Raw genomic sequence first — 20,557 nt, 5'->3', positions numbered from 1 at the left:
GGGGGGCTGTTGGGGGGGGGGGCTTGGGCGGCGGGGGTGGTTCCGCAAACCCCTGTGGTCTTGGTGAGTGAGGCGGATGGTGAGGGGAGTATAAATCTCACCAATACGGACGGCGACGCGGTACTTCTGTTTAGTTCTATAGAAAATGTGCCGGAAGATCTTGAAGAGTTGTTGTTTGTAACTTCGCCTGTTGTTCGGGTTGAGGCGGGAGAGAAGCAATTAGTGCGCTTTGTGTTTCAGTCAGAGAGGCCGCTGACTTCTCAGCGATACAAGCGGGCGATTTTTGAAGGGATTCCACAGCAGAGGGATGGTGGAGGGGCGGTGGTCGGTATATCTGTGCGTCAGAATCTTCCAGTGATCATCAGCCCTAAGGACTTGCCTGCCAATGACGAGCCATGGCGCTTGCTCAAGTGGGAGGTCAAGGGGCGGATATTGAGTGTTCGTAATGATAGTCGTTATGTGGTTCGGTTGACTCAGCAGTTGGAGTTGATTCCTGCTGGTCGGCAACTAAGTTTGCCGCGAACCTACATCTTGCCGGGGCAGTCCGAAGTTTTGGAGTTGCCTGAGGGAGTTGTCTTGGCGGCTGGTTCTAGTGTTCGCCTCTATCCGGTCAGTCTTTACGGCTATTCGCGCCCTGCTTATGACGCGCCGCTGAGTAAGTAGTAAGGGTGCTCCCTATTACCGATTAAGGTTTTTCATGGTTCTTTGTTATTCCGAAGCGCGAGTCTTCCAAGGGGTTGTGCGCTGCTTGTCTGTGTGCGCAGGGTTCAGGTCGCTGGTATTGGCTGTCGCTGCACTGGTTGGTGGAGGTGCTTGTGGTTCGGTCTGGGCCAGTCCTGCGGGCGTAGACAGTGTACCAGGCCCTGCGTCGAACGCGGCCATTCAGTTTGATCTGGAGGTGCTCAGGCACCGAGGTATCGACCCGAAAGTGGCGGAGTTTTTCAGCCGCAAGCCGCGTTTTGCCCAGGGGGTGCGGCGCGTGACCTTGTTGGTCAATGGGGCGTCCCGAGGTGCTGTGGATGCAAGTTTCGATACCGAGGGGCGGCTGTGTTTTACTCGGGGGCTGTTGGAACAAGGTAATCTGAAAGTGCCGCAAGAGCAGGGCCTCTCAAAGGCTGTCGGTGCCGGCCACTGTTATGACTTCGTTCGCGCATTTCCACAAACCGAAGTGCAATTGCTACCTGGTCGTCAGGAGGTGGCGCTGGTGGTCAGTGCCGAGGCGCTGCGCCCCTTGAGTGAGGATCGGGGGGTGTTTCAGCGTGGCGGTAATGCCGCGTTGCTCAACTACGATCTGCTCGGCATGCAGAGCCAGTCAACGCGCATGACCCGTCGTTATACTTCCGCCAATACCGAGCTGGGGTTCAATGCGGGTGATTGGCTGGTGCGCAGTCGGCAGCTTCTTACCGAACAAAATGGTGTGCGCAATTTCCAGTCTCTGTACACCTATGCCCAGAAGACCTTTGTGGGTCACAAGTCGATGGTGCAGGTGGGTGAGATCAATATCGGCAACTCGGTATTTCCTGGTGCTGCCATCACAGGGGTGCAAGTGATGCCCGACAGCGCTCTGCAAGGTCAGTCGCGGGGTGGTGCTACCGTCGAAGGGATAGCGCAAAGCCAGGCCCGGGTTGAGATTCGTCAGGCGGGTGCGTTGATCCATACTACCTTGGTGCCCGCCGGGCCTTTCCGCCTGCCAAACATTCAGTTGCTTAATGCCAATACCGATTTGGATGTAAAGGTGATTGAGGCCAGTGGCGAGCAGCGTAATTTCACTGTGGCCGCCGCCTCGTTGGCGCAGTTTTCCTATAGTGCGCCGGGGTATTCCCTGGCAGCCGGCAAGGTGCGGACCTTTCGTGCACGGAGCATGCAGTCTCCTGCTGTGCTCACAGGCACCGGCGGCTGGTTGTTCAATGCGCAGAACAAGGTGTCGGCGGGGCTGATGCTCAGTCAGAGCCAGTACCGGGCTGGTGCCTTTACGCTGGATTCGTCCGTGACACCAAACACTTCGGTCAATCTGCGCGGTACCTTGGCCAGCGCCGGCGAGGAGGGGGTAAAAGGTGCCGAGGCCAGTATCAACCTCAATACTCGTCTGACGGAAAGGCTCAGTGCCGGCGTTAACACCACGCAGCGTACCGAGGGCTTTCGTGATTTGCTGGACACTACGCAGCGGCAGGGGGGGGGGGGGTACATCAGTGGTTTGAGTCGTGAGCAATATGGCGCCTCGTTAAGCTGGAGTGATCCGCTGCTGGGAGCGTTTGGCGCAAGTTACTCCACGTCAACCAGTTTTGAGGGGCGCGGTCGTCAGTACCTGAGCGGCTACTGGGGCAAGACCTTCAAGTACTTTAGCATCAATGCCAATATTGAACGCATCATGAACAGCGGCGGTTCAAGCTCCAGCTTTCGCCGCTTCAATGCCAGCGGCAATGCGGCTTACCTGAGTGTCAGTGTGCCCTTGGGCAATAACCGCAGCATGAGTACCTATGCCAGCAAGCGTAATGGTCTTACCCGTTTTGGCAGTTCCTTCAGTGACAGTAGCAGCGATTTCGCCAGCTACCAGTTGGCTGCGGAGAGTAACAGTGAAGACCACCAGCGGGACTTTTCCGGCAGCCTTAACCTGCTGCCACGCTACGCCCGTCTGAATCTGGGGTACTCAAAATATGGCACCGACTATACCAGTTACAGGGGGCAACTCAGCGGCGGTGTGGTGATGCATGAGGATGGCGTTACCCTTTCGCCCTATCCTCTGCGTGACACCTTTGCCGTGGCTAAAGTCGGCGATGTGTCAGGTGTAAGGCTCAGTACCCCAAGTGGCCCAGTGTGGACCGATCTGTGGGGGCGGGCGGTGGTCTCTCAACTCAGTGCCTATCAGGCTTCTCGGGTGGAAATCGCCACCAAGACCTTGCCGCGTAATGTCGATATCCAGAACGGCTTCAAGGCCGTTACTGCCGGGCGCGGCTCGGTCAACAAGGTGGACTTTCCAGTGATCACCACGCGCCGGGTATTGCTCAGGACTCGTGATGTCCAGGGGCAGATACTTGCCAAGGGGGCTGGCGTGTTCAATGCCGAGGACCAGTTCGTGACCTCGGTGGTGGGGGGGGGCAAGATTTTCCTCACCAATGATCAGTTGAGCGAGCGCCTCACGGTACGCCTCGGTGACGGCAACCACTGCCTGCTGAACTACAGGCTGCCGGACAAGGCTGACCCCAATGTGTATTTCGAGTCGGCCGACGCCACCTGCAACCTTTTCTGACAAGTCCGTTGAAACGGGCAGGGACTTTTTATGAATGTGCTTAATAACTATCGCACCTGTTTGAGGTTTCTTTTGCTGGTGCTCGGCGCCTTTGTCGTGGGGGGGCAGCAGGCCCGTGCAGCGGCGTGTGAAATTCGGCTCGGTCAGTCAGAAGTGGATTTCGGTCAGATCCAGCATCCTGGGGTCAACCCACCTCTGGATGACCAGCGCCTGTATTTGGCGGGTAAGCGCTATGTCTCGCTGAATGTCAGTTGCCCCACCAGTTCCAGGTTGCTGTTGATGCTGCGCGGCGACAGCCTGGGTGAGCATTTTCGTTTCTCTGCGCAAAGCCGGTTGAAAGTGCGTCTGAGCGACGCTGTGCTCGATGGTCGCGCCGTAGACCTGGCGCTGGTTCGGGCGGTGGGTGAGGTGCCGGGGCAGCCGGCTTCGGCCATTGATGTGGCCCCTGGCAGTTTGATCGTACCGGTCAGTGCCGGCCTGGCTGCCGAGGGCGCTTCGCTCTCGTTGCAGGTGGAGGTCAGCCCTGGCGTGGCGATGGAGGAGTTCAGGGGCGGGAGGGGGGGTACCCTTGAGGGTAGCCTGAATTTCGATGTTCGCGAGTACTGATGTGTCTTAAGTCTGTGGTGCTGGTGGTGGGCTCTTTGGTCTGCCGGAACTGCTGGCTGCCCCTCGCGATGTGGCTTTCCGGGCTGGGGCGGGGGGGGGGCTTGGCTGGATGCTTGGTACCTATTTCTATCCTTTCGGTGTTCGTATGAAATTTCATGCGAATAGCTGGGTCATGCCCTCGTTACTGATGAAAATCGCTATGAGAGGATAACGTGTCACCTATAAAACGAGGTATACCTGATGCCTGCTTCTACCCTTCGGGTGCTGGTTCTTGAAGCGCAGTCGCTTAAAAGCTCGGCCTTGGTGGGAATGCTTCGGCAACTGGGCTGCCACGCTATCCATGAGGTAAAGACCGTCGCCGAGGCCGTGACATCGCTTCGACAGGTCGGGGCCATTGACATCTTGATCTGCGATATACATTCGGAAGGATTTGATGCCGTTTGCAAACTTCGGCGTGTAGGCCAGGTTGGGGCAGTGGTGCTAAGCAGCAGCTTGCCTGAAAAGCTGGATAACACAGCCAGGCAGATAATCACTCAGTTGGGGCTTGGTTATCTGGGTGACATTGGGGGCCTTGCGCGAATAGAGCCCTTGTCTGAGTGTATTCATCAGTACATTGCTGAAGCAATGCTAAAAACTCCTGTTGAGCGTGTGGTGCCAGGCTTTGCTGAGCGAGAGCTTTTACAGGCATTTGCCAATAAGGAAATGGTTGCGTACTTCCAGCCGCAAATCTGCCTTTCGACCGGCGCCTTATACGGCGTCGAAGTGCTGGTTCGCTGGCTTCATCCAACGCTGGGCATTATGTTGCCTGGTCTGTTCTTGGCGACACTGCATCAGCACGGTTTGATGGATGAACTGTTCTTTGAGTTGCTGGAGCAAAGCCTGAAGCTTCACGCCCATGCCCGACACGGTGGGCAAACATTAAAGATTTCTTTGAATATTCAGCCTTCTCAATTGGAGAGGGCTGGTTTGGTTATGCGCTTGCAGCAAGCCTTACTGCGCCATAAGGTCATGCCTTCGGATATAACGCTCGAGTTGGTGGAGTCGGAATCGCTGCAGCTTTCCGAGCGTCTTTTGGGGGCGCTGCTCAAACTCAGGGTGATGGGCTGCAACCTGGCTGTCGATGACTTTGGTATGGGCTATTCATCGTTGCAACGGTTGTGTCAGTTGCCGTTCACTGAAATTAAAGTGGATGGGAGTTTTGTGCGCAATGCACAAGAGGACATACGTTGTACGGCGGTTATTCGAAGTGCGTTGTTGATCGGTAACGAGTTGGGTTTACCCGTCATTGTCGAGGGTATTGAGACCTTGGGGCAGGCCCGGCATCTCATGGCGCTCGGGTGCCAGTTTGGGCAGGGGTATCTAATGGCCAAGCCAATGAGCGGGCCTGCCTTTTTACAATGGCTTAAGGGTGTCGATCAGTCGCTAGGTCGCGTGGGCGATCAGAAACTAACCGGTTGGGCGAGTAATTGCTGATCGGCTTGTTTCGGGGCAATTGAGGTCGAGCCTGGCACTGGCGCTAGCCCATCGTTAATTCAGCTTAATGCTTCTCTGCGGTGTTGGGTGTTATTTGCTTTCTTGGCTTGGTCATCCCGGCGGCGTGCACGCCTGAGTGGGTGTTTGGTTTTAACAGGCTATTACCCCGTGCCATTGCTTTCCCATCAGGTTTGTCAACCGTTCATCCTTCATCATGCTTGTAAGAAAAGTGCTCTTTGATGAGTAGGAGGAAGCTGGCATGAGCGTAGATGAAAAGCTGGATCAGCCGACGACAATTGAACAGTGGTGTTCCAGTGTGAAGGCTGGTGATCAAGTGCTGCACATTCGCAACGGCTCTTCGGTGTTGCATCTTTCCCATCGGGACAGCTCGGTGTGTGGCTGGCTGGCTCCGGGTTGGCAGGGGCTGCTGGCATGGCGCCAAGGTTTGCAGGTGGTCGAGGGTAGCGCCGAAGTTTTGCCTTTGTCATGCGCAAGTCTGGTCAAGCTTCAGTTCTTCATTGATCAGGGGGTTGAGCCCGATTTTCAGGTCTCAAATAGCCAACCTTGGGCCGCCCTCAGCGATGAAGGCGCCAAGCATCAAACGTTGGCTGAGTTGGAGTCTTGGTACCTCGCCCAGTGCTTGCAGGGTGGTTGGGAACATCGAGAGTTTGCGCAGCATTTGCGTCGGAGCGAAAGCTACCAGTTGCTTGGGTTTTTGCTGGAACGTGGCGCTCACAGTGAAAAATTGCGGGATTTGGCGGGGCGCTACGGTGTGTCGGTCTCGCACTTTCGCAGGCTGTGCCGCCAGGCGTTGGGTGGAGCAGCCAAGTCGGAGCTGCGCGATTGGCGTGCAGCCAAAGCGTTGCTGACGATGGTTGAAGGGACGGGGTCCCTGACTGATGTTGCTTTGGAGTTTGGCTACGCCTCCTCTTCACACTTCTCTAAAGAGGTCCGTGAGTTGGTCGGGGTTGCGCCGAGTAGTTTGATCGACATAACCCGGCTTTCGAGTGTTTGAATTCATGAAGTTAAACAGTATCTATCCACGGGCGATGGTGTTGGCGTTGTGTTGCTTGCTGCCAATCGTCGGGAACGCCACCCCGATGCGCGAAGGTGAGGGGTATGTAGCGCGTCAGGACAGCTTGCGTACTTTTTTTGATGCGCTGTCAGGCCCCTTGGGGACGCCGATTATCCTCAGTAAGGTAGCGTCGCGGCGCACGGTCAGTGGCGAGTTTTCATTGCTTGACCCGCAAAAGACACTGGAGCGGATTACCCGACAAATGGCGCTGATTTGGTACAGCGATGGCCAGACGTTATATGTGTATGAAGCGGCAGAGGCAAAGAGCACGGTTGTTGCGCTGAATACGATCACGGTCGAGAAACTCACCTCATTCTTGCGTCGTTCAGGGCTGCAGGATGCCCGTTACCCTTTGCGCCACGACGGCCTGAGAACGTTCTACGTGTCGGGTCCGCCGATCTATGTCGACCTGGTGGTGCAGGCCGCACAGTTCATGGATAGCCAAAGTGCCGACCTGCAACTGGGGCAGCAGCGTATCGGAGTGATCCAGTTGCACAACACGTTTGTCGGCGACCGCCAGTACGAGTTGCGTGATCAAAGCATCCTCGTGCCGGGTATGGCTACGGCGATTGAAAACCTGCTCAAGGGTGAAACCCGGGGTGTAGAAACCCAGGTCAGTCGATCCGCGGGAGGGCGTGCCGCCGGCATGCCGGATTTTCCTTTTGCCGGGCTCGGTCAGCCTGACGCAGGGGCGGCAGATAACACTGCCCCTAAAATCGTTGCGCGTGATTTGGCGGCGGGAAATATTCGCGTGGTGCCCTATCCCGATACCAATAGTTTGCTGGTCAAAGGTCTCCCTGAGCAGGTGCGTTTTATTGAAAATCTGGCATCTGCTCTGGATGAGCCCAAGCGTCATGTTGAGCTTTCGTTGTGGATCATTGATTTGCAGAAGGATGATTTGAACGAGCTGGGGGTTAATTGGCAAGGCTCGCTTAAAATCGGCACGCAGATGCAGGCATCGCTCAATGGTGGATCCTTGAGTACCCTCGATGGCGCCAGCTTCATGGTCGCTATTTCAGCGCTGGAAACGAAAAACCGCGCACGGGTGGTTTCCCGACCCATTGTGTTGACCCAGGAGAACGTGCCGGCGATTTTTGACAACAACCGCACCTTCTATGCGCCCTTGGTGGGCGAGCGTACCGCCGAGTTGGAGCACGTCACCTATGGCACGTTGATCAGCGTACTGCCGCGCATTTCGTCAATTGGTGAAATCGAAATGTCCCTCAATATCGAGGATGGTAGTGAGGTGCCTGCCAGCAGTAATCCCGAAAAGCCAAACACACTGCCGACGGTAGGGCGCACGCGGATCAGTACAGTCGCCCGAGTGCCGAAGGGCAAAAGCCTTCTACTGGGCGGCTACACCCGTGATGAAAGTGGTGAAACTATTCAGCGTATCCCGGTGCTGGGGCATATTCCCTTCCTGGGTCGGCTATTCAGCTATAAAAAAGAACACAAGTCCAATACGGTCCGGGTGTTTCTGATCCAGCCTAAAGAGCTCGTTACGGCCCTTGAGCCCGATGCCTCGCACCTTGGTCGCAAAGCGATCGGCGACGTGCTCCGTGATCCCGCTGACCGTGCCGTGCTGCGCGCAATAGAGCGTTAAGATGAGCGTCGGCGAGATTCCATCCTCGGCAAAACTCCTGCGCTTGCCTCAGGGCAATGAGGCCAAGGCGATGCCCGGTGAGGTGTTGGAAAGCGATACATCGCCTGCGGCGAATCTTCAGCAGTTTGTCGAAAATAGCGATGAGATGGCAGCCTCGTTGCGTTCGCAGTTTCGTCGCCGGGGTGATTTCGGCAACAAGTTTGAAGGTCTGTCGGACAGCTTCGAGCGAGTGCTCGATGAGGACGTCGTTCCTAAAGCCAAGCAGGTAATGTCGATTGCCAAACTCGGTGATCGCAGCATCGAGTGGCTACTGGCACAGACTCGTGGATTGTTCCCCGATGACAGCGATTTGGTGTTGGTTTTGCGCGAACTGTTGCGCGGCAAAGCCATGGCTGAAACTACGCGTCAACGTCTGGAAACTCTGTTAGAGCAGGTTCTGGCTCAGTCGCCACCCAAGCGCTTGAAGGCCGGTATCAACTCCGCGCTGAAGGCCAAAATGTTTGGCAAGGCGTTGGTGTTGAATGCGTCCTTGATGCGTGACACCTATCGCTCGTTTCTGGAGTCCGAGAGCAGCGCAAGCGAATCTTATGAGGACTGGGTGGCGATCTATGGCTACCAGCACCGTAGCGCCGTGCTGGAATTTATCGAGGCGGCGCTGCTCACGGATATCGACGCTCAAGACCCCAGCTGCTCGCGTGACGAGTTTGGCCAGTTGTTGAAAAAGCTTGGAGAGCTCAAACGCCTGCGTTCGGTGGATTCGACCTTTATCAAACGATTGCTCGATGATGAATTGTTATGTCGGCACAACGGCAATGAGCCCGATTGGTTGATGTTCTTGCTAGGGCTGCTGCAGTTCCCGGATGAACTTGATCAGTTGCTTCGGGATGTTTTGGGCGATCGCCTGCTGCTGGTGGAGCATACCGAGCGTGCTCAGTTGGTGCAGTTCTTGCGCCTGGTGTGTTTGGCGTTGCCTGAAGAACTGTTCAGCAGTGAAGGCGCGTTACTGCGAGTGGCTGAACAGTTCACGCGCTTGGGTGACGTGGTGTATGCCCACGAAACCATTGCTCGACACACTGCTCTCGTCAAGGGTTTTACCTCTTAGTTTTCAAGGTCCGTATTGATCATGTTCAACAAAATTATTCGCAGCGTTACCTCGCGTCCGGAGCTGTTAATCCTGACGCTGATGGTGATGATCATTGCCATGCTGGTCATCCCTCTGCCGACAGTACTGGTGGACTTTTTAATTGGCCTGAACATTGTTATCGCTATTTTGATTTTCATGGGGTCGTTCTATATCGAGCGCATCCTGAGTTTTTCTACTTTCCCTGCGCTATTGCTGATTACCACCTTGTTCCGCCTGGCGTTGTCGATCAGTACCAGCCGACTGATCCTGGTACAGGCCGACGCGGGCGAGATAATCGCCTCGTTCGGTGACTTTGTGATTGGCGATAACTTGGTGGTGGGTTTCGTTATTTTTTCCATCGTTACCATCGTTCAGTTCATTGTGATTACCAAAGGCTCGGAGCGGGTTGCGGAAGTCGCGGCGCGTTTTTCGCTTGATGGTATGCCTGGTAAGCAAATGAGCATTGACGGTGACCTTAAGGCTGGAATCATTGATGCCAAGGACGCCCGTGACCGGCGCAGTACATTAGAGCGTGAAAGTCAGTTGTATGGCTCTTTCGACGGAGCGATGAAGTTCATCAAGGGTGATGCGATCGCCGGGATCATTATCATTTTTGTGAACTTTCTGGGCGGGATCGCCATTGGCGTCGGGCAGTTGGGCATGGACATGTCCACCGCGCTGTCGACCTATACCTTACTGACGATTGGTGACGGCCTGGTTGCGCAGATTCCGGCACTGCTGATTGCGATTGGTGCGGGTTTTATCGTGACCCGGGTCAATGGTGACGAGGCCAACTTGGGTCGCAACATGATGGCTCAGATATTGGGCAATCCTTTTGTACTGGGTGTGACTGCGGTACTGGCCATCGGGGTGGGCGTGCTACCCGGTTTTCCAATCGGGGTTTTCGCGATTATTGCCGCTGCCCTGGGCGCGGTGCTGTTCTTCCGTCATCACGCAAAGAAAAAGGTCTCCGGCGAGTCAATCGCCCAACACGATCAGCTTGAGCATGTTGAGCCGGGCAGCGAGTTAGGGTTGGTCGACAATGTTGACAGCATGGCTACCGAGACTATTGCGCTAATGTTGGTGGTGCCTGCAGACCGTGTTGAGGAGCTGCGTGCAGCGCAGCTGTGCGATCGCTTTCGCAGCCAGTTTTTCATTGATTACGGCATTCGTATTCCCACACCGCAAATTCGCGCCGCTGATTCACTACCGCAAGGTCAGGTGGCGGTACTGATTAACGAGGTGCGTGCTGACCAGTTCGATATTCACTTCGACCGCCTGCGAATTGTCGACTACAAACCAGAGCTTGAGCATCTGGGGTTTGAGTTGACCACTGGAGTGGACAGTAATAAGCAAGTCAGTGTTTGGGCGCGTGCCGAGGCGCGTGAAAAATTGCAGAACCTTGGGCATCAATTGCGCCCGGCCTACGACGAGTTTTATCGGTGCTTGGTGACGCTGTTGGCCCGCAACATCACCGAATTTTTTGGCGTCCAGGAAACCAAAACCCTGCTTGACGAAATGGAAGGGCGTTACCCCGACTTGCTTAAAGAGGTTTACCGCCACGCCACGGTGCAAAAAGTCGCGGAGATCCTGCAACGTCTGGTTGGTGAGCGTATCTCCGTGCGCAATATGAAATTGGTGCTTGAGTCGCTGGCGCATTGGGCGTCTCGAGAGAAGGACGTGATCAGTTTGGTCGAGCATGTTCGTGGTGGGTTGGCGCGTTACATCAGCAGTAAATTCGCGCATGGCAATGACCTGCGCGTATTGCTGCTTTCTGCGGAGTTTGAAGATGTGGTGCGCAAAGGCATTCGGCAGACATCCGGCGGCAGCTTTCTCAACCTGGAGCCCGCTGCTAGCGAAGAGCTGATGGACAGGCTCGCCGTAAGCTTGGACAACCTGCATATCCCACAAAAAGACATGGTGATCCTGGCATCCGTGGATGTGCGCCGCTACATCAAGAAGTTGATTGAAGGCCGCTTCAGAGAGCTAGACGTCATCTCTTTCGGTGAAATTTCCGACAGCATTTCCGTAAACGTTATCAAGACTCTTTAAGGACTTTTTGCAATGCACACGCTCGATATCGCTTCCCTGCTACGTGACGCTTTGGCGCTAAGTGGATGTACGCCTGAGCAAGTTGGTAGCTTTGATGGGCACAGTACGATTGAACTGGAACTGACCGATCTGCCCGCCATTAACATTGGCGTGGTGGATGGCGGGCTCTGGTTTTGGAGCGACTTGGTCGAGAGCGGCCCCGTGTTGCTGGCGCACCGCTCTGAAGACCTGCTGCGTTTTTTGATGCGCGGCTGTAAATTTGCCCTCACCGAGCAAATGCAGTTGGTTGAAACCAACGGCATGCTCGAAGTGCGGGTGCGGCTGGCCGAGTTTGCCTACGCCAGTGCACAGGCGCTGTCGGAGACCATAGAGGCTTACTTGGTAGAACTGACGACGCTGTTCGACCTTGCTCGCCGATGAGTCGTATAGCGTTTGAGCGTCAGGCGGCGCACCCATTGAAATTGACTGGGCCATTGCTCGAGGCGGCCCTGCACGATGTGGTTATCGGTGAAGTCTGCGACGTGCGCAGTGATTGGCGTGATACCGAGGTGACGGCGCGCGCTCAGGTCATTGGGTTTAAACCGGGCGCGGTTCTGCTCAGTTTGCTCGGTGACGCGCGAGGGCTGTCGCGAGAGTCATTGGTGGTGCCCACCGGTGCTTTGCTCAGCCTCTATTGCAGCTCGGCGATGCTCGGCAGTGTGGTTGATCCACAAGGCCGTATTGTCGAGCGTCTGGCGCCCGGTGACGCGTTCGACGGGCAGGATCGCCCGGTAGACGCCAGCCCTCCAGGGTATGCCGAGCGTCGCCCGGTGAGTCAGCCTTTGACCACCGGGGTGCGGGCCATTGATACCTTGCTCACCTGCGGTATCGGTCAGCGGATCGGTATTTTTGCGGCGGCAGGCTCTGGCAAAACCTCATTGATTAACATGCTGATCGCCCACAGCGAGGCTGACGTATTTGTGGTCGGGCTGATTGGTGAGCGGGGGCGTGAAGTCACCGAGTTTGTCGAGGCCCTGCGTGACTCGCCAAAGCGCGCGCGTTGCGTAGTGGTGTATGCCACGTCTGATTTTTCCTCGGTAGATCGCTGCAACGCGGCGCTACAGGCGACGGCGATTGCCGAGTTTTTCCGTGATCAGGGTAAGAGTGTGGTGCTGATGCTCGATTCCATGACTCGTTATGCTCGCGCCCGTCGCGACCTGGCCCTGGGCGCAGGGGAAACGCCTGCGCGCCGCGGTTATCCTGCGTCGGTGTTTGATTCACTGCCTCGCTTGTTAGAGCGACCTGGCGTCACGGCGCTTGGCAGTATCACTGCGTTTTACACCGTGCTGCTGGAGGCCGATGACGAGCCGGACCCCATCGCTGAAGAAATCCGCTCGATTCTCGACGGACACATTTACCTGAGCCGTAAATTGGCGGCCGGCGGGCACTTTCCGGCCATCGACATATTACGCAGCGCCAGCCGGGTTGCTCATCAAGTCACGGGGCCTGAGGCTCAGAAACTGGCTACCCGAGTACGCGGCATCATGACGCGCATGGAAGAGTTGCAGGTGTTCGTCGACCTGGGTGAATACCGCCCGGGCGAAAACCCTGCCAATGACCATGCGATGGCATGCCGCGAGGAGTTGCTGGAGTGGCTTCGCCAGGATCTGGATGAAGCCTGTTCACCGCAGATGGCATTGGAGCGCTTAAGTGACCTCATTGGTTGAAATGCGCCGGCTGCTGGATTTCAGTGACCTGCGCCAACATCAACATGATCGCCAGTTGGATCAGGCCTGTCGCAGCTTGACTCCCTTGGAGCGCGAGTTGGAAGAAATCGAAAAGCACCGGTGTAGCCTCAACGACCTGCTGCGCAGCTATCGCCTCCAGGCGCAGAGCCTGAGCCATGCAGAGCTGTTGGCCTTATTGCGGCGTCAGGCGGTGATCCGCCGGCAGATCAGCACCTTAGCGCTGGATGAGGCACGTGTGGTTGAGCAGTACCGCAAGGCCACGTTGCACGTAGAGCAACTGCAGCAACGACGAAAACTTTTGCAAAGCAGACACCAGAAGTACCAGAGCCTGGAGCAGCGCTTATTGGCCGAACACCGTTCGCGTCAGTGGCGCCAGGAAGAAAATGATATCGAAGAATTGTTGGTGAGCTCGAAATGAACATCATAAAGCCCGTCGTAGGAGCGGCCTTTTCGGCGCAAGCTACTTTGTCTGGTGATAAACCCGGCGAGAAAATCAAACCTTCGATTCCACTGGACTGCGTGGAGTTGGACGAGTTGCCCCAAGGCGCATCAGGCCTGTTGGCGCAGCTTCAACTGTTGCGTGAGCCGGAGCTGAAGTTTTCCCTTGCGCCTTTGGGCGAGGGAAAAAAGGTTGAGGCTAAGACCGCTGCTGAGCGCACAGTCGAAGTTGGGCAGGTGCCTGCACAGTCCGCAGTACCCGTTCTGGCGTCGACATTACAGCCTTTGCGCCCGATACGGCCGATGAACGAGGCTGATGCGATGCCGACGAGTCCTCAAGTGGCGGCAGTGGTGCGGCCTGCGGTAAAGGTTGGGCAAACTCCACCCATCTCAGTAGCGCTCGGTGCGGGCGTGGGCGTGAAATTCTCGCCACAGGCAAAAGCTGAGAGCGGTATGCTCCGCCAGTCAACGGACGGCGGTCAGGTAGAGGCGGCACTGAGGGTATTGGCAGCGACCAGGCCCGCCGTCCCTGGTGTGTTTGCAAAGGGACATCAAGCGGGGCAGGTGCCACAGGTTGCAACGTCCGCTAACACGCCGCCTGCACAGCAGGTTCCCCCATTCGCGCCGACTGTGATGTCGCCTGTCGCTGACCCTGCCTCAGGAGCGAATGTCACCCAGCTCGACATTCCAGAGGCTGCTGCAATCGACACGCTCCAGCCACTTCCTGCGCAACCTTTATCGGTAGCAGACAAAACACCGCGCGTCGTGGTTGCGTCGCCTCCTGGCGGACAACCGCAGGTGGTGGCCGACCCGCAGGTCAAACCCGAGCCCAGGCTCGATGTCCGCTCTCAGCAATACCTGCAGGTGCCTTTCTCCAAAGGCGAGGCAGCGGGCCTGATTACGGTGACAAAGGCGAGCGCAGAGAATTCTCAGCAGTTACTGCTCAGTCCCAATAACAGTGGGGTTGTTAACCATTTGAGTGAAAGCCTTGCGCAGCTAAACGCGCCGCTTTGGCGTTTGGCGGATCAGCAGCATCGTGAGCAGCGCAATAGCCCTTACCCTGACGATCCGGATGATTCGGCCGAAGAGGGGGCGCAACGAGTGCTGCCTGTCGAGTGTGATTCGGTATGAGTGGGGCCCTGAAGCTGCGCCATATCGCGGCTAGCGAATATGAGCGTCGCTATATGATCGCGCGTTGGCGGCGGGCCGGGCACAGCGTTGAGTTGCGTCAGCCGCATTTGCCAGCCAGTTACATCAGCTTTTGGGCGCAAGGCGCACATGGCCTCTGGCAAGGCATGATTGAGGCCTCGCAGTGGTTGCGCGGCGTCTGGCCGCAAGACTCGCAGCTCAGAGCAGGCATTGAGCATGCGGAGGGCATTTTTGCGTTGTTTGGCGCTGTTGAACGCCCGGTCGAGCTGGCGTCCCAACTGCTCGATTACGCTCGCCTGTTTGAGCTGGAGTTGATCCAGGGAGATGCGCTGCCGCGTCTTGGGCTGCCGTGCATTACCACCGCCCAGGGAGATCTTTGGGTGTTGAGTTTACCGACGCAGCCTGGCGCGCCGTCCGGATCGTTGCAGCCCTGGTTGTTGTTATTGCCTCAGCGTTTGCGTGTGGTTCTGGGGTACAGCGTTCTAGGGCATGCAGCCTGTCAAAGCCTGGCACCAGGGGACGTACTGTTTATCGCAGAGCAAACCCGGGAACTTTTTCTGGCCGATCGCTGCATTGGCCAATTCATTTTTATCGAGGAGGGTCTACGCATGCAACTTGCACCCCTGGACACAGAGCTGTCGGCTACAGAACCTGTTGACACAGAGCTATCGCCTGCCGAAGCAGTCGTTCCGGCAATCACCGTCTCACAACTGCCGGTCAAACTTGAAATCGTGCTGGACGAGCGAGTGCTGACCATCGCCGAACTTAATGAGCTGATCGAGCACCAGGTGTTGCCGCTGAGCCTTGAAGCCGCCGGCAGGGTAGAGGTTCGCGCCGGCGGTCAACGCATTGCCACCGGCGAACTGGTGCAGTTGGACGACCGTCTGGGGGTAGAACTGTGCGACATCTACCGGGGTAGCGGCAATGAATGACGTTTCAATGATTGGGTTATTGGCCGTCGCGTCATTGCTGCCTTTCCTGATCGCCGCCGGTACTTGCTACATTAAGTTTTCAATTGTCTTCGTCATTGTGCGTAATGCCCTGGGGTTGCAACAGGTGCCATCGAACATGACGTTGAATGCGGTTGCATTAATGCTTGCAATGTTCGTCATGAGTCCGGTGGTGCAGCAGGGCTACGATTATTACAAAGAGCATCCGGTGACATTCACCAGCGTTGACGAGGTGGTGGACTTTGCTGAGAACGGCCTGGGCAGTTACCGCGAATATTTGATCAAGTACACCGATCCCGAGCTGGCGCAGTTCTTTGAGCGCGCGCAGGTGGCGCGCTTGGGCGTGGTGGCGCAGGAAAGCGATAGTGCCGAAGAGCTTAAGCCTTCGCTGTTTGCACTACTGCCGGCCTATGCGCTGAGTGAAATCAAAGAGGCCTTCAAAATTGGTTTCTATCTGTACCTGCCGTTCGTGATTGTCGACCTGGTGATCTCCAGTATTTTGTTGGCTCTGGGCATGATGATGATGAGTCCGGTGATTATTTCCGTGCCGATCAAGCTGGTGCTGTTTGTTGCGCTGGATGGTTGGTCCCTGCTTTCAACCGGCCTGGTTGGGCAATACCTTTCCGTGGTCCCTTGAGTATTTGCGATGAATGACCTGGTCTATGCCGGTAACAAAACCCTGTACCTGATCCTGATTTTGGTGGCATGGCCAATTATTGTCGCCACGCTGGTGGGATTGCTGATTGGCGTATTTCAAACGGTCACCCAATTGCAGGAGCAAACGCTGCCCTTCGGTTTCAAAATGCTGGCGGTATCCATTTGCCTGTTTTTGCTGTCGGGATGGTATGGGGAGACGCTGCTGAGCTTTAGCCGGGAAATCATGGACCTGGCTTTGAAGTGATCTGATGGATATCAATCTTTTTTATGATTTGCACAGTTGGCTCGCTGGCGCAGCAATATGCTTTGCCCGGCTCGCACCGATTTTTTTCATGCTGCCGTTTCTCAACAGTCGAGCGCTCACCGGAGCGCCGCGAAACGCAGTGATAGTGTTGGTTGGCATGGCGCTGTGGCCCTACACCCCGGATACCTTGCCGAGTCTGGATTCTTTCGGGTTCTATGGTTTGCTGCTGCGCGAAGCCGGGGTGGGGGTGATTCTCGGAAGCTTGTTGTCTTGGCCCTTCTGGGTCCTGCATGCGGTAGGTAACCTGATTGACAACCAGCGTGGTGCGATGCTCAGCAGTACCGTCGACCCGGCGAACGGCGACGACACATCGGAGTTGGCAAATTTCCTGCAATTGTTCGCGGCGGTCATCTATCTGGAAGGTGGGGGGATGAGCCTGGTGGTGCAAACCCTGAGCAGCAGCTATCAGCTGTGTTCGCCAGTGCTGTCATGCGAGCTGCGAATAGAGCCACTGATCAAGCTGCTTGATCCATTAGTCAGCAAAACCCTGATCATCAGTGCCCCGGTGGTCGCAACGTTGTTGCTGGTCGAAGCGATGTTAGGGTTGCTGGCGCGTTTTGCTGCGCAGATGAATGCCTTTTCGGTCTCCCTGACGGTGAAAGGTGTGATTGCGCTGGTGGTGCTGCTGTTGTACTTCGGCACCTATCTGCCAGAAGAAATTTTGCGCATGGCGAGTAAGCCCGCTCAGTTTGTCGACTGGGTTGCGCCCCGGGAGCACCCGTGAAATGTCCAGTGCATCGAAAACCGAAAAGCCCACGCCCAAAAAAATTCGTGACTCGGCCAAAAAAGGCGAAACCTTCAAGGCCAGAGACCTTTCCAGTTGGTGCATGATGTTGTGTGCCACTGTGTACTTGGGAGGCAGCGATACCCTGTTTCAAGTGATGGAGTTCTACCAGAGTATTATTGCATCGAATTTTGATGCGGACATGCAGCGTTATACGACGGAACTAAGCATCGTCTTGTTCAAGGCGGTTGCGCCTTTGATTTTGGTGTGCTTTGTCGCCAATGCCTTACCTACCCTGTGGCAGACTCGCCTGGCGTTTGCCAGCGAGGCGCTCCACATCAAATTCGATGCGCTGAACCCCATCAATGGTTTCAAAAAGCTCTTTAGCCTCAGAACTGTAAAGGATACGGTCAAGTCCATCTTGTATTTAGGCTGTTTTGCAGTGGCTTTATGGGGGGTGTGGGTGAGTGAACGACACTTATTGTTTGCTCAACTGTATGCCAGCCCCATGGAATTATTCCCGATCTGGTCACATTTGTTACTGGTTCTGGTACTGGCGTTTCTAGGCTGCATCCTGTTGGTCGTGATGCTTGACGCCCTGTGTGAATACTGGCTGTACATCAAGGATCTGAAGATGGACAAAGAGTCGGTCAAGCGTGAGCACAAAGAGCAGGACGGTAACCCGGAAATCAAGAGCCAGCGTCGCAATCTGCATTATGAGCTGCTCTCCGAGCAAATCAAATCCGATATCCGTGGCTCACGGATCATCGTCGCTAACCCGACCCACATTGCGGTGGGGATCTACTTCCGCCCGGAGGTGACGGTGCTACCGTTTATTTCCCTGATGGAAACCAATCAGCGTGCATTGGCCGTACGAAAATACGCGGCCGAAGTCGGCGTGCCAGTGGTTACCGATATCGCCCTGGCCCGACGTATTTTCAAAACCCACCAGCGCTACAGTTTTATCCAGATCGATGAGATCGAAAACGTGTTACGCCTACTGGTTTGGCTGGAGCAGGTCGAACAGGCCTGACCAAGGGTTCTCTCTTACATAAATCAACGGGTCATCCGCGTTCAAAACACGGTGATGAGCGTTTTGTGGCGGCCCGCGTTTCTATTAACTGGCCCAATAGTGCCTGTCAGCCCCGCTGACGAAGCATTCAGGAGTGAGTACACATGAGTCGTCGTAAACACAGTGAGCAGGAAGAGAATCAGCTCGCCGAAGAGGTCATGAGTGCGGTGCTGGACGGAGCTGCGCTCAAGGATTTGAAGGGAATCAGCAGTGAGCAGATGGACAGCCTGTACGCGTTTGCTTACGAGTTTTATGAGCAGGGGCGTTTGGATGAAGCCGAGCGATTCTTCCATTTTCTATGTATCTACGACTTCTATAACGCGCAGTACTGGATGGGTCTGGCAGCGGTTCATCAGCTTAAGCAAAACTATCAAAAGGCGATTGACTTATATGCCGTGGCCTTTGTTCAGGGCAAAAACGATTACCGGCCCATGCATTACACCGGTCAATGTCAGTTGGCCTTGGGGAAACCCGGTAAAGCCAAATTGTGTTTCGAGTATGTCCTTGAGCATGGCCGGGAGCTGAACTTGCGAGAGCAAGCCAAGGTTTACCTGGAGGCCTTGAGTCATGTTGAAGCCGATTCTTCAGAGGAAGAGATGTAAATGTCTACCAATATTCAGTATTTGGCCACCCTGGCCAGTCAGCGATTCCAGGCTGGCAGTGAGGCATATTCCCAGGCTGCCAGTCAGGCTGCCAATACCCAGAGCTTCCAGCGTGCTGCGGATACAGCGCTGGCCAACCTGCAGGCGGTGAAGTACGACGCGACGCCGGGCCAGAGCGCAGCTGTGCCGGGGCGGCCCATGTTGGCCCCTCCCGTTCCCGGCCTGACGGCGGGCAAGCAAGGTGCTGAAGATACGCTGACACTATTGATGGCTTCGCTGATCACGTTGCTGGGGGATATCAGTATCGACTCGTTGAAGTCCCGTCTGCAAGCGCTCAAGGCGGCAGCCAAGGCATCGAAAGAGGGGGGCGAGGCGCTGTCCGAGAAGTACCAGAGTGCGGTTGCCGAGATGGAGGCGGCTGTCGCGTCTGCAAGTGCGCAGGAGGAAAAACTGGCCTCGGCCAAAGCGCGGCTCAATGCGGTCAATGCTGAATTGGCCACTGCCGAAGCCGACTTGGCAAAGGCAAAACCCGAGACTCCTGAGCACAAGAGCGCTTTGGCGGCGCTCGAAACGGCGCAGAGCAAGGTCGTGAGCGCTGAGCAACAGGTTGCAAAAAATCAAGCGGCGCAATTGGCTGTGACCAAAGCGGCGGGTGAGATCGGGAAAAAAACTGAAGAGTTGGCCAAGCAAGTGCAAAGCGCGTCACTGGGCAGCGCGCCTGTACTCAATGGTATGAAAACCCAGTTGAATGCTGCAGCCACCATGGTGCTGCTGATGGCGAACTTCGCTGAGCTGATGGGCAAAAGTGCCGAAGACAAAATTGAGTTGGAGCAAGAGCTGTTCAAGAGCATGCAGGCTGCTCGACAAGAGTACATGGAGAGGAAGTCCGACGAGTATCTGGAGGAGGTTCGCAAAGCTGAGGAGGCCAATAAAGCCATGGGCTGCCTCGGCAAAATCCTCGGTGCGGTACTGATGGTCCTCAGCGTTGCAGGCGCAGCGTTTACTGGTGGTGCAAGTCTGGTCTTGGCAGGCGTTGGGGTCGCTCTGATGGGGGCCGACATGTTGGCCAAGGAGATAACGGGCGTGTCCTTCATGGAGCAAGCGATGAAGCCGCTGATGGATGCCATCGGCCCGCTCATGGAGCAGTTGGGCAAAGCGATTTCCGGTATGTTGAAGGACATGGGGGTCGACGCCAAAACCGCAGAAATGGCCGGAATGATCATGGGCGCAATCGTGGTCGGGATCGCCATGGCGGTGGTGATGGCGGTCGTGACGGTCGTGGGTAAGGCTGCTGCGGGTCAGATGGCCAGTGCCATGGGCAAAGTATTTGGGAATATGGCTTCTAAGATGTTGCCGCAAGTACTCAAGCAGGCAGCAAAGTCGGTCAGTAACGGCTTCACCAACATCATGACAAAGGCTCGCACCTCGCTGGGCCTCAAGTCGGATGTTAACAGCTTGAAAATATACGCCACGCGGATGGCAATTGCCGAAAGCACGATTCAGGTTGGCGGCACTGTTTCTCAGATGAGCATGGCTATGAAGTCGGGGGTGCATCAGCGTAACGCGGCTGAATTCAAGTCGGAGTTCCAGATCACAATGTCGGATTCCGAACGGATGAAGTTTTACCTCAGTGACATGATTAAGCAGTTTGGCGAGTCCATGGAGGCCATGAATGCGGTGGTCAAAAGAGCCTTCGATCAGCAGGAAAATACCAGTGCCAATAGTCTGAATATGGCCCGCAATATTTAATTCAAT

General features: G+C 55.9%; 19 protein-coding genes. All 19 read left to right on the top strand.

Going from position 1 to position 20,557, the window contains the following annotated elements:
- Positions 1–663 (top strand): fimbria/pilus chaperone family protein (locus E4P01_RS12980; protein WP_348983560.1); only part of this gene is annotated, 663 nt, incomplete at its 5' end.
- Between the two features lie 34 nt (positions 664–697).
- Positions 698–3,247 carry a fimbria/pilus outer membrane usher protein gene (locus tag E4P01_RS12975; RefSeq protein WP_282442942.1) on the top strand — a complete coding sequence of 850 codons (2,550 nt, stop codon included), beginning with the start codon at positions 698–700 and terminating at the stop codon, positions 3,245–3,247.
- 30 nt (positions 3,248–3,277) lie between these two features.
- The gene (locus E4P01_RS12970; protein ID WP_248130039.1) at positions 3,278–3,853 is read left to right on the top strand and encodes a hypothetical protein; all 576 of its coding nucleotides are present in this window, start codon (positions 3,278–3,280) and stop codon (positions 3,851–3,853) included.
- A gap of 240 nt (positions 3,854–4,093) precedes the next feature.
- Entirely contained in the window at positions 4,094–5,326 is a 1,233-nt protein-coding gene (locus E4P01_RS12965) for an EAL domain-containing response regulator (RefSeq protein ID WP_078822766.1), read from the top strand.
- Between the two features lie 259 nt (positions 5,327–5,585).
- The gene (locus E4P01_RS12960; protein ID WP_078822765.1) at positions 5,586–6,341 is read left to right on the top strand and encodes an AraC family transcriptional regulator; all 756 of its coding nucleotides are present in this window, start codon (positions 5,586–5,588) and stop codon (positions 6,339–6,341) included.
- 4 nt (positions 6,342–6,345) lie between these two features.
- Positions 6,346–8,004, top strand: coding sequence for a type III secretion system outer membrane ring subunit SctC (sctC, locus tag E4P01_RS12955; RefSeq protein ID WP_248130038.1), 1,659 nt, complete (start codon positions 6,346–6,348; stop codon positions 8,002–8,004).
- Position 8,005: 1 nt separating this feature from the next.
- The gene (sctW, locus tag E4P01_RS12950) at positions 8,006–9,106 is read left to right on the top strand and encodes a type III secretion system gatekeeper subunit SctW (protein WP_216091088.1); all 1,101 of its coding nucleotides are present in this window, start codon (positions 8,006–8,008) and stop codon (positions 9,104–9,106) included.
- Between the two features lie 21 nt (positions 9,107–9,127).
- Positions 9,128–11,179 carry an EscV/YscV/HrcV family type III secretion system export apparatus protein gene (locus E4P01_RS12945; RefSeq protein ID WP_078822762.1) on the top strand — a complete coding sequence of 684 codons (2,052 nt, stop codon included), beginning with the start codon at positions 9,128–9,130 and terminating at the stop codon, positions 11,177–11,179.
- 12 nt (positions 11,180–11,191) lie between these two features.
- A complete protein-coding gene (locus tag E4P01_RS12940; RefSeq protein ID WP_078822761.1) occupies positions 11,192–11,599 on the top strand; it encodes a hypothetical protein in 408 nt (135 codons plus the stop codon).
- Positions 11,596–12,885, top strand: coding sequence for a type III secretion system ATPase SctN (gene sctN / locus E4P01_RS12935; protein WP_078822760.1), 1,290 nt, complete (start codon positions 11,596–11,598; stop codon positions 12,883–12,885). Before E4P01_RS12940 ends, sctN begins: the two co-directional genes overlap by 4 nt.
- The gene (locus E4P01_RS12930; RefSeq protein WP_078822759.1) at positions 12,869–13,324 is read left to right on the top strand and encodes a hypothetical protein; all 456 of its coding nucleotides are present in this window, start codon (positions 12,869–12,871) and stop codon (positions 13,322–13,324) included. Before sctN ends, E4P01_RS12930 begins: the two co-directional genes overlap by 17 nt.
- The gene (locus tag E4P01_RS12925) at positions 13,321–14,475 is read left to right on the top strand and encodes a hypothetical protein (RefSeq protein ID WP_078822758.1); all 1,155 of its coding nucleotides are present in this window, start codon (positions 13,321–13,323) and stop codon (positions 14,473–14,475) included. The genes E4P01_RS12930 and E4P01_RS12925 overlap by 4 nt, the downstream gene beginning before the upstream one ends.
- The gene (locus E4P01_RS12920) at positions 14,472–15,425 is read left to right on the top strand and encodes a FliM/FliN family flagellar motor switch protein (protein ID WP_078822757.1); all 954 of its coding nucleotides are present in this window, start codon (positions 14,472–14,474) and stop codon (positions 15,423–15,425) included. Before E4P01_RS12925 ends, E4P01_RS12920 begins: the two co-directional genes overlap by 4 nt.
- The gene (locus tag E4P01_RS12915; protein WP_216091089.1) at positions 15,418–16,080 is read left to right on the top strand and encodes an EscR/YscR/HrcR family type III secretion system export apparatus protein; all 663 of its coding nucleotides are present in this window, start codon (positions 15,418–15,420) and stop codon (positions 16,078–16,080) included. Before E4P01_RS12920 ends, E4P01_RS12915 begins: the two co-directional genes overlap by 8 nt.
- 9 nt (positions 16,081–16,089) lie before the next feature.
- On the top strand, positions 16,090–16,344 hold the full coding sequence (locus E4P01_RS12910) for an EscS/YscS/HrcS family type III secretion system export apparatus protein (RefSeq protein WP_078822755.1): 255 nt from the start codon (positions 16,090–16,092) through the stop codon (positions 16,342–16,344).
- Between the two features lie 4 nt (positions 16,345–16,348).
- Positions 16,349–17,128 (top strand): type III secretion system export apparatus subunit SctT, encoded by a 780-nt coding sequence (gene sctT / locus E4P01_RS12905; protein WP_078822754.1) that lies wholly within the window; start codon positions 16,349–16,351, stop codon positions 17,126–17,128.
- 1 nt (position 17,129) lies between these two features.
- Positions 17,130–18,161, top strand: a complete 1,032-nt coding sequence (locus tag E4P01_RS12900; RefSeq protein ID WP_078822753.1) for an EscU/YscU/HrcU family type III secretion system export apparatus switch protein — start codon at positions 17,130–17,132, stop codon at positions 18,159–18,161.
- A 143-nt stretch (positions 18,162–18,304) separates the two neighbouring features.
- Positions 18,305–18,802 carry a type III secretion system translocator chaperone SicA gene (gene sicA, locus E4P01_RS12895; RefSeq protein ID WP_078822752.1) on the top strand — a complete coding sequence of 166 codons (498 nt, stop codon included), beginning with the start codon at positions 18,305–18,307 and terminating at the stop codon, positions 18,800–18,802.
- The gene (gene sctE, locus E4P01_RS12890; RefSeq protein ID WP_216091090.1) at positions 18,803–20,551 is read left to right on the top strand and encodes a type III secretion system translocon subunit SctE; all 1,749 of its coding nucleotides are present in this window, start codon (positions 18,803–18,805) and stop codon (positions 20,549–20,551) included. It begins immediately after the preceding gene.
- Positions 20,552–20,557 lie beyond the last annotated feature (6 nt).

Origin of the sequence: Pseudomonas sp. NCIMB 10586 (genome assembly GCF_023127895.1) — a bacterium.
In the GTDB taxonomy this organism is placed as follows: domain Bacteria; phylum Pseudomonadota; class Gammaproteobacteria; order Pseudomonadales; family Pseudomonadaceae; genus Aquipseudomonas; species Aquipseudomonas synxantha_A.
Note: the sequence above shows the minus strand (reverse complement) of the source record. Positions and strands in the feature narration are given on the sequence as shown.

Excerpts from the sequence above, each read along its gene's own strand:
- E4P01_RS12975 (WP_282442942.1), top strand. The coding sequence starts at position 698 with ATGGTTCTTTGTTATTCCGAAGCGCGAGTCTTCCAAGGGGTTGTGCGC.
- E4P01_RS12960 (WP_078822765.1), top strand. The coding sequence starts at position 5,586 with ATGAGCGTAGATGAAAAGCTGGATCAGCCGACGACAATTGAACAGTGG.
- sctW (WP_216091088.1), top strand. The coding sequence starts at position 8,006 with ATGAGCGTCGGCGAGATTCCATCCTCGGCAAAACTCCTGCGCTTGCCT.
- E4P01_RS12925 (WP_078822758.1), top strand. The coding sequence starts at position 13,321 with ATGAACATCATAAAGCCCGTCGTAGGAGCGGCCTTTTCGGCGCAAGCT.
- E4P01_RS12920 (WP_078822757.1), top strand. The coding sequence starts at position 14,472 with ATGAGTGGGGCCCTGAAGCTGCGCCATATCGCGGCTAGCGAATATGAG.
- E4P01_RS12900 (WP_078822753.1), top strand. The coding sequence starts at position 17,130 with ATGTCCAGTGCATCGAAAACCGAAAAGCCCACGCCCAAAAAAATTCGT.
- sctC (WP_248130038.1), top strand. The coding sequence starts at position 6,346 with ATGAAGTTAAACAGTATCTATCCACGGGCGATGGTGTTGGCGTTGTGT.
- sctE (WP_216091090.1), top strand. The coding sequence starts at position 18,803 with ATGTCTACCAATATTCAGTATTTGGCCACCCTGGCCAGTCAGCGATTC.
- E4P01_RS12915 (WP_216091089.1), top strand. The coding sequence starts at position 15,418 with ATGAATGACGTTTCAATGATTGGGTTATTGGCCGTCGCGTCATTGCTG.
- sctT (WP_078822754.1), top strand. The coding sequence starts at position 16,349 with ATGGATATCAATCTTTTTTATGATTTGCACAGTTGGCTCGCTGGCGCA.
- E4P01_RS12910 (WP_078822755.1), top strand. The coding sequence starts at position 16,090 with ATGAATGACCTGGTCTATGCCGGTAACAAAACCCTGTACCTGATCCTG.
- E4P01_RS12965 (WP_078822766.1), top strand. The coding sequence starts at position 4,094 with ATGCCTGCTTCTACCCTTCGGGTGCTGGTTCTTGAAGCGCAGTCGCTT.
- sctN (WP_078822760.1), top strand. The coding sequence starts at position 11,596 with ATGAGTCGTATAGCGTTTGAGCGTCAGGCGGCGCACCCATTGAAATTG.
- E4P01_RS12945 (WP_078822762.1), top strand. The coding sequence starts at position 9,128 with ATGTTCAACAAAATTATTCGCAGCGTTACCTCGCGTCCGGAGCTGTTA.
- E4P01_RS12970 (WP_248130039.1), top strand. The coding sequence starts at position 3,278 with ATGAATGTGCTTAATAACTATCGCACCTGTTTGAGGTTTCTTTTGCTG.
- sicA (WP_078822752.1), top strand. The coding sequence starts at position 18,305 with ATGAGTCGTCGTAAACACAGTGAGCAGGAAGAGAATCAGCTCGCCGAA.
- E4P01_RS12940 (WP_078822761.1), top strand. The coding sequence starts at position 11,192 with ATGCACACGCTCGATATCGCTTCCCTGCTACGTGACGCTTTGGCGCTA.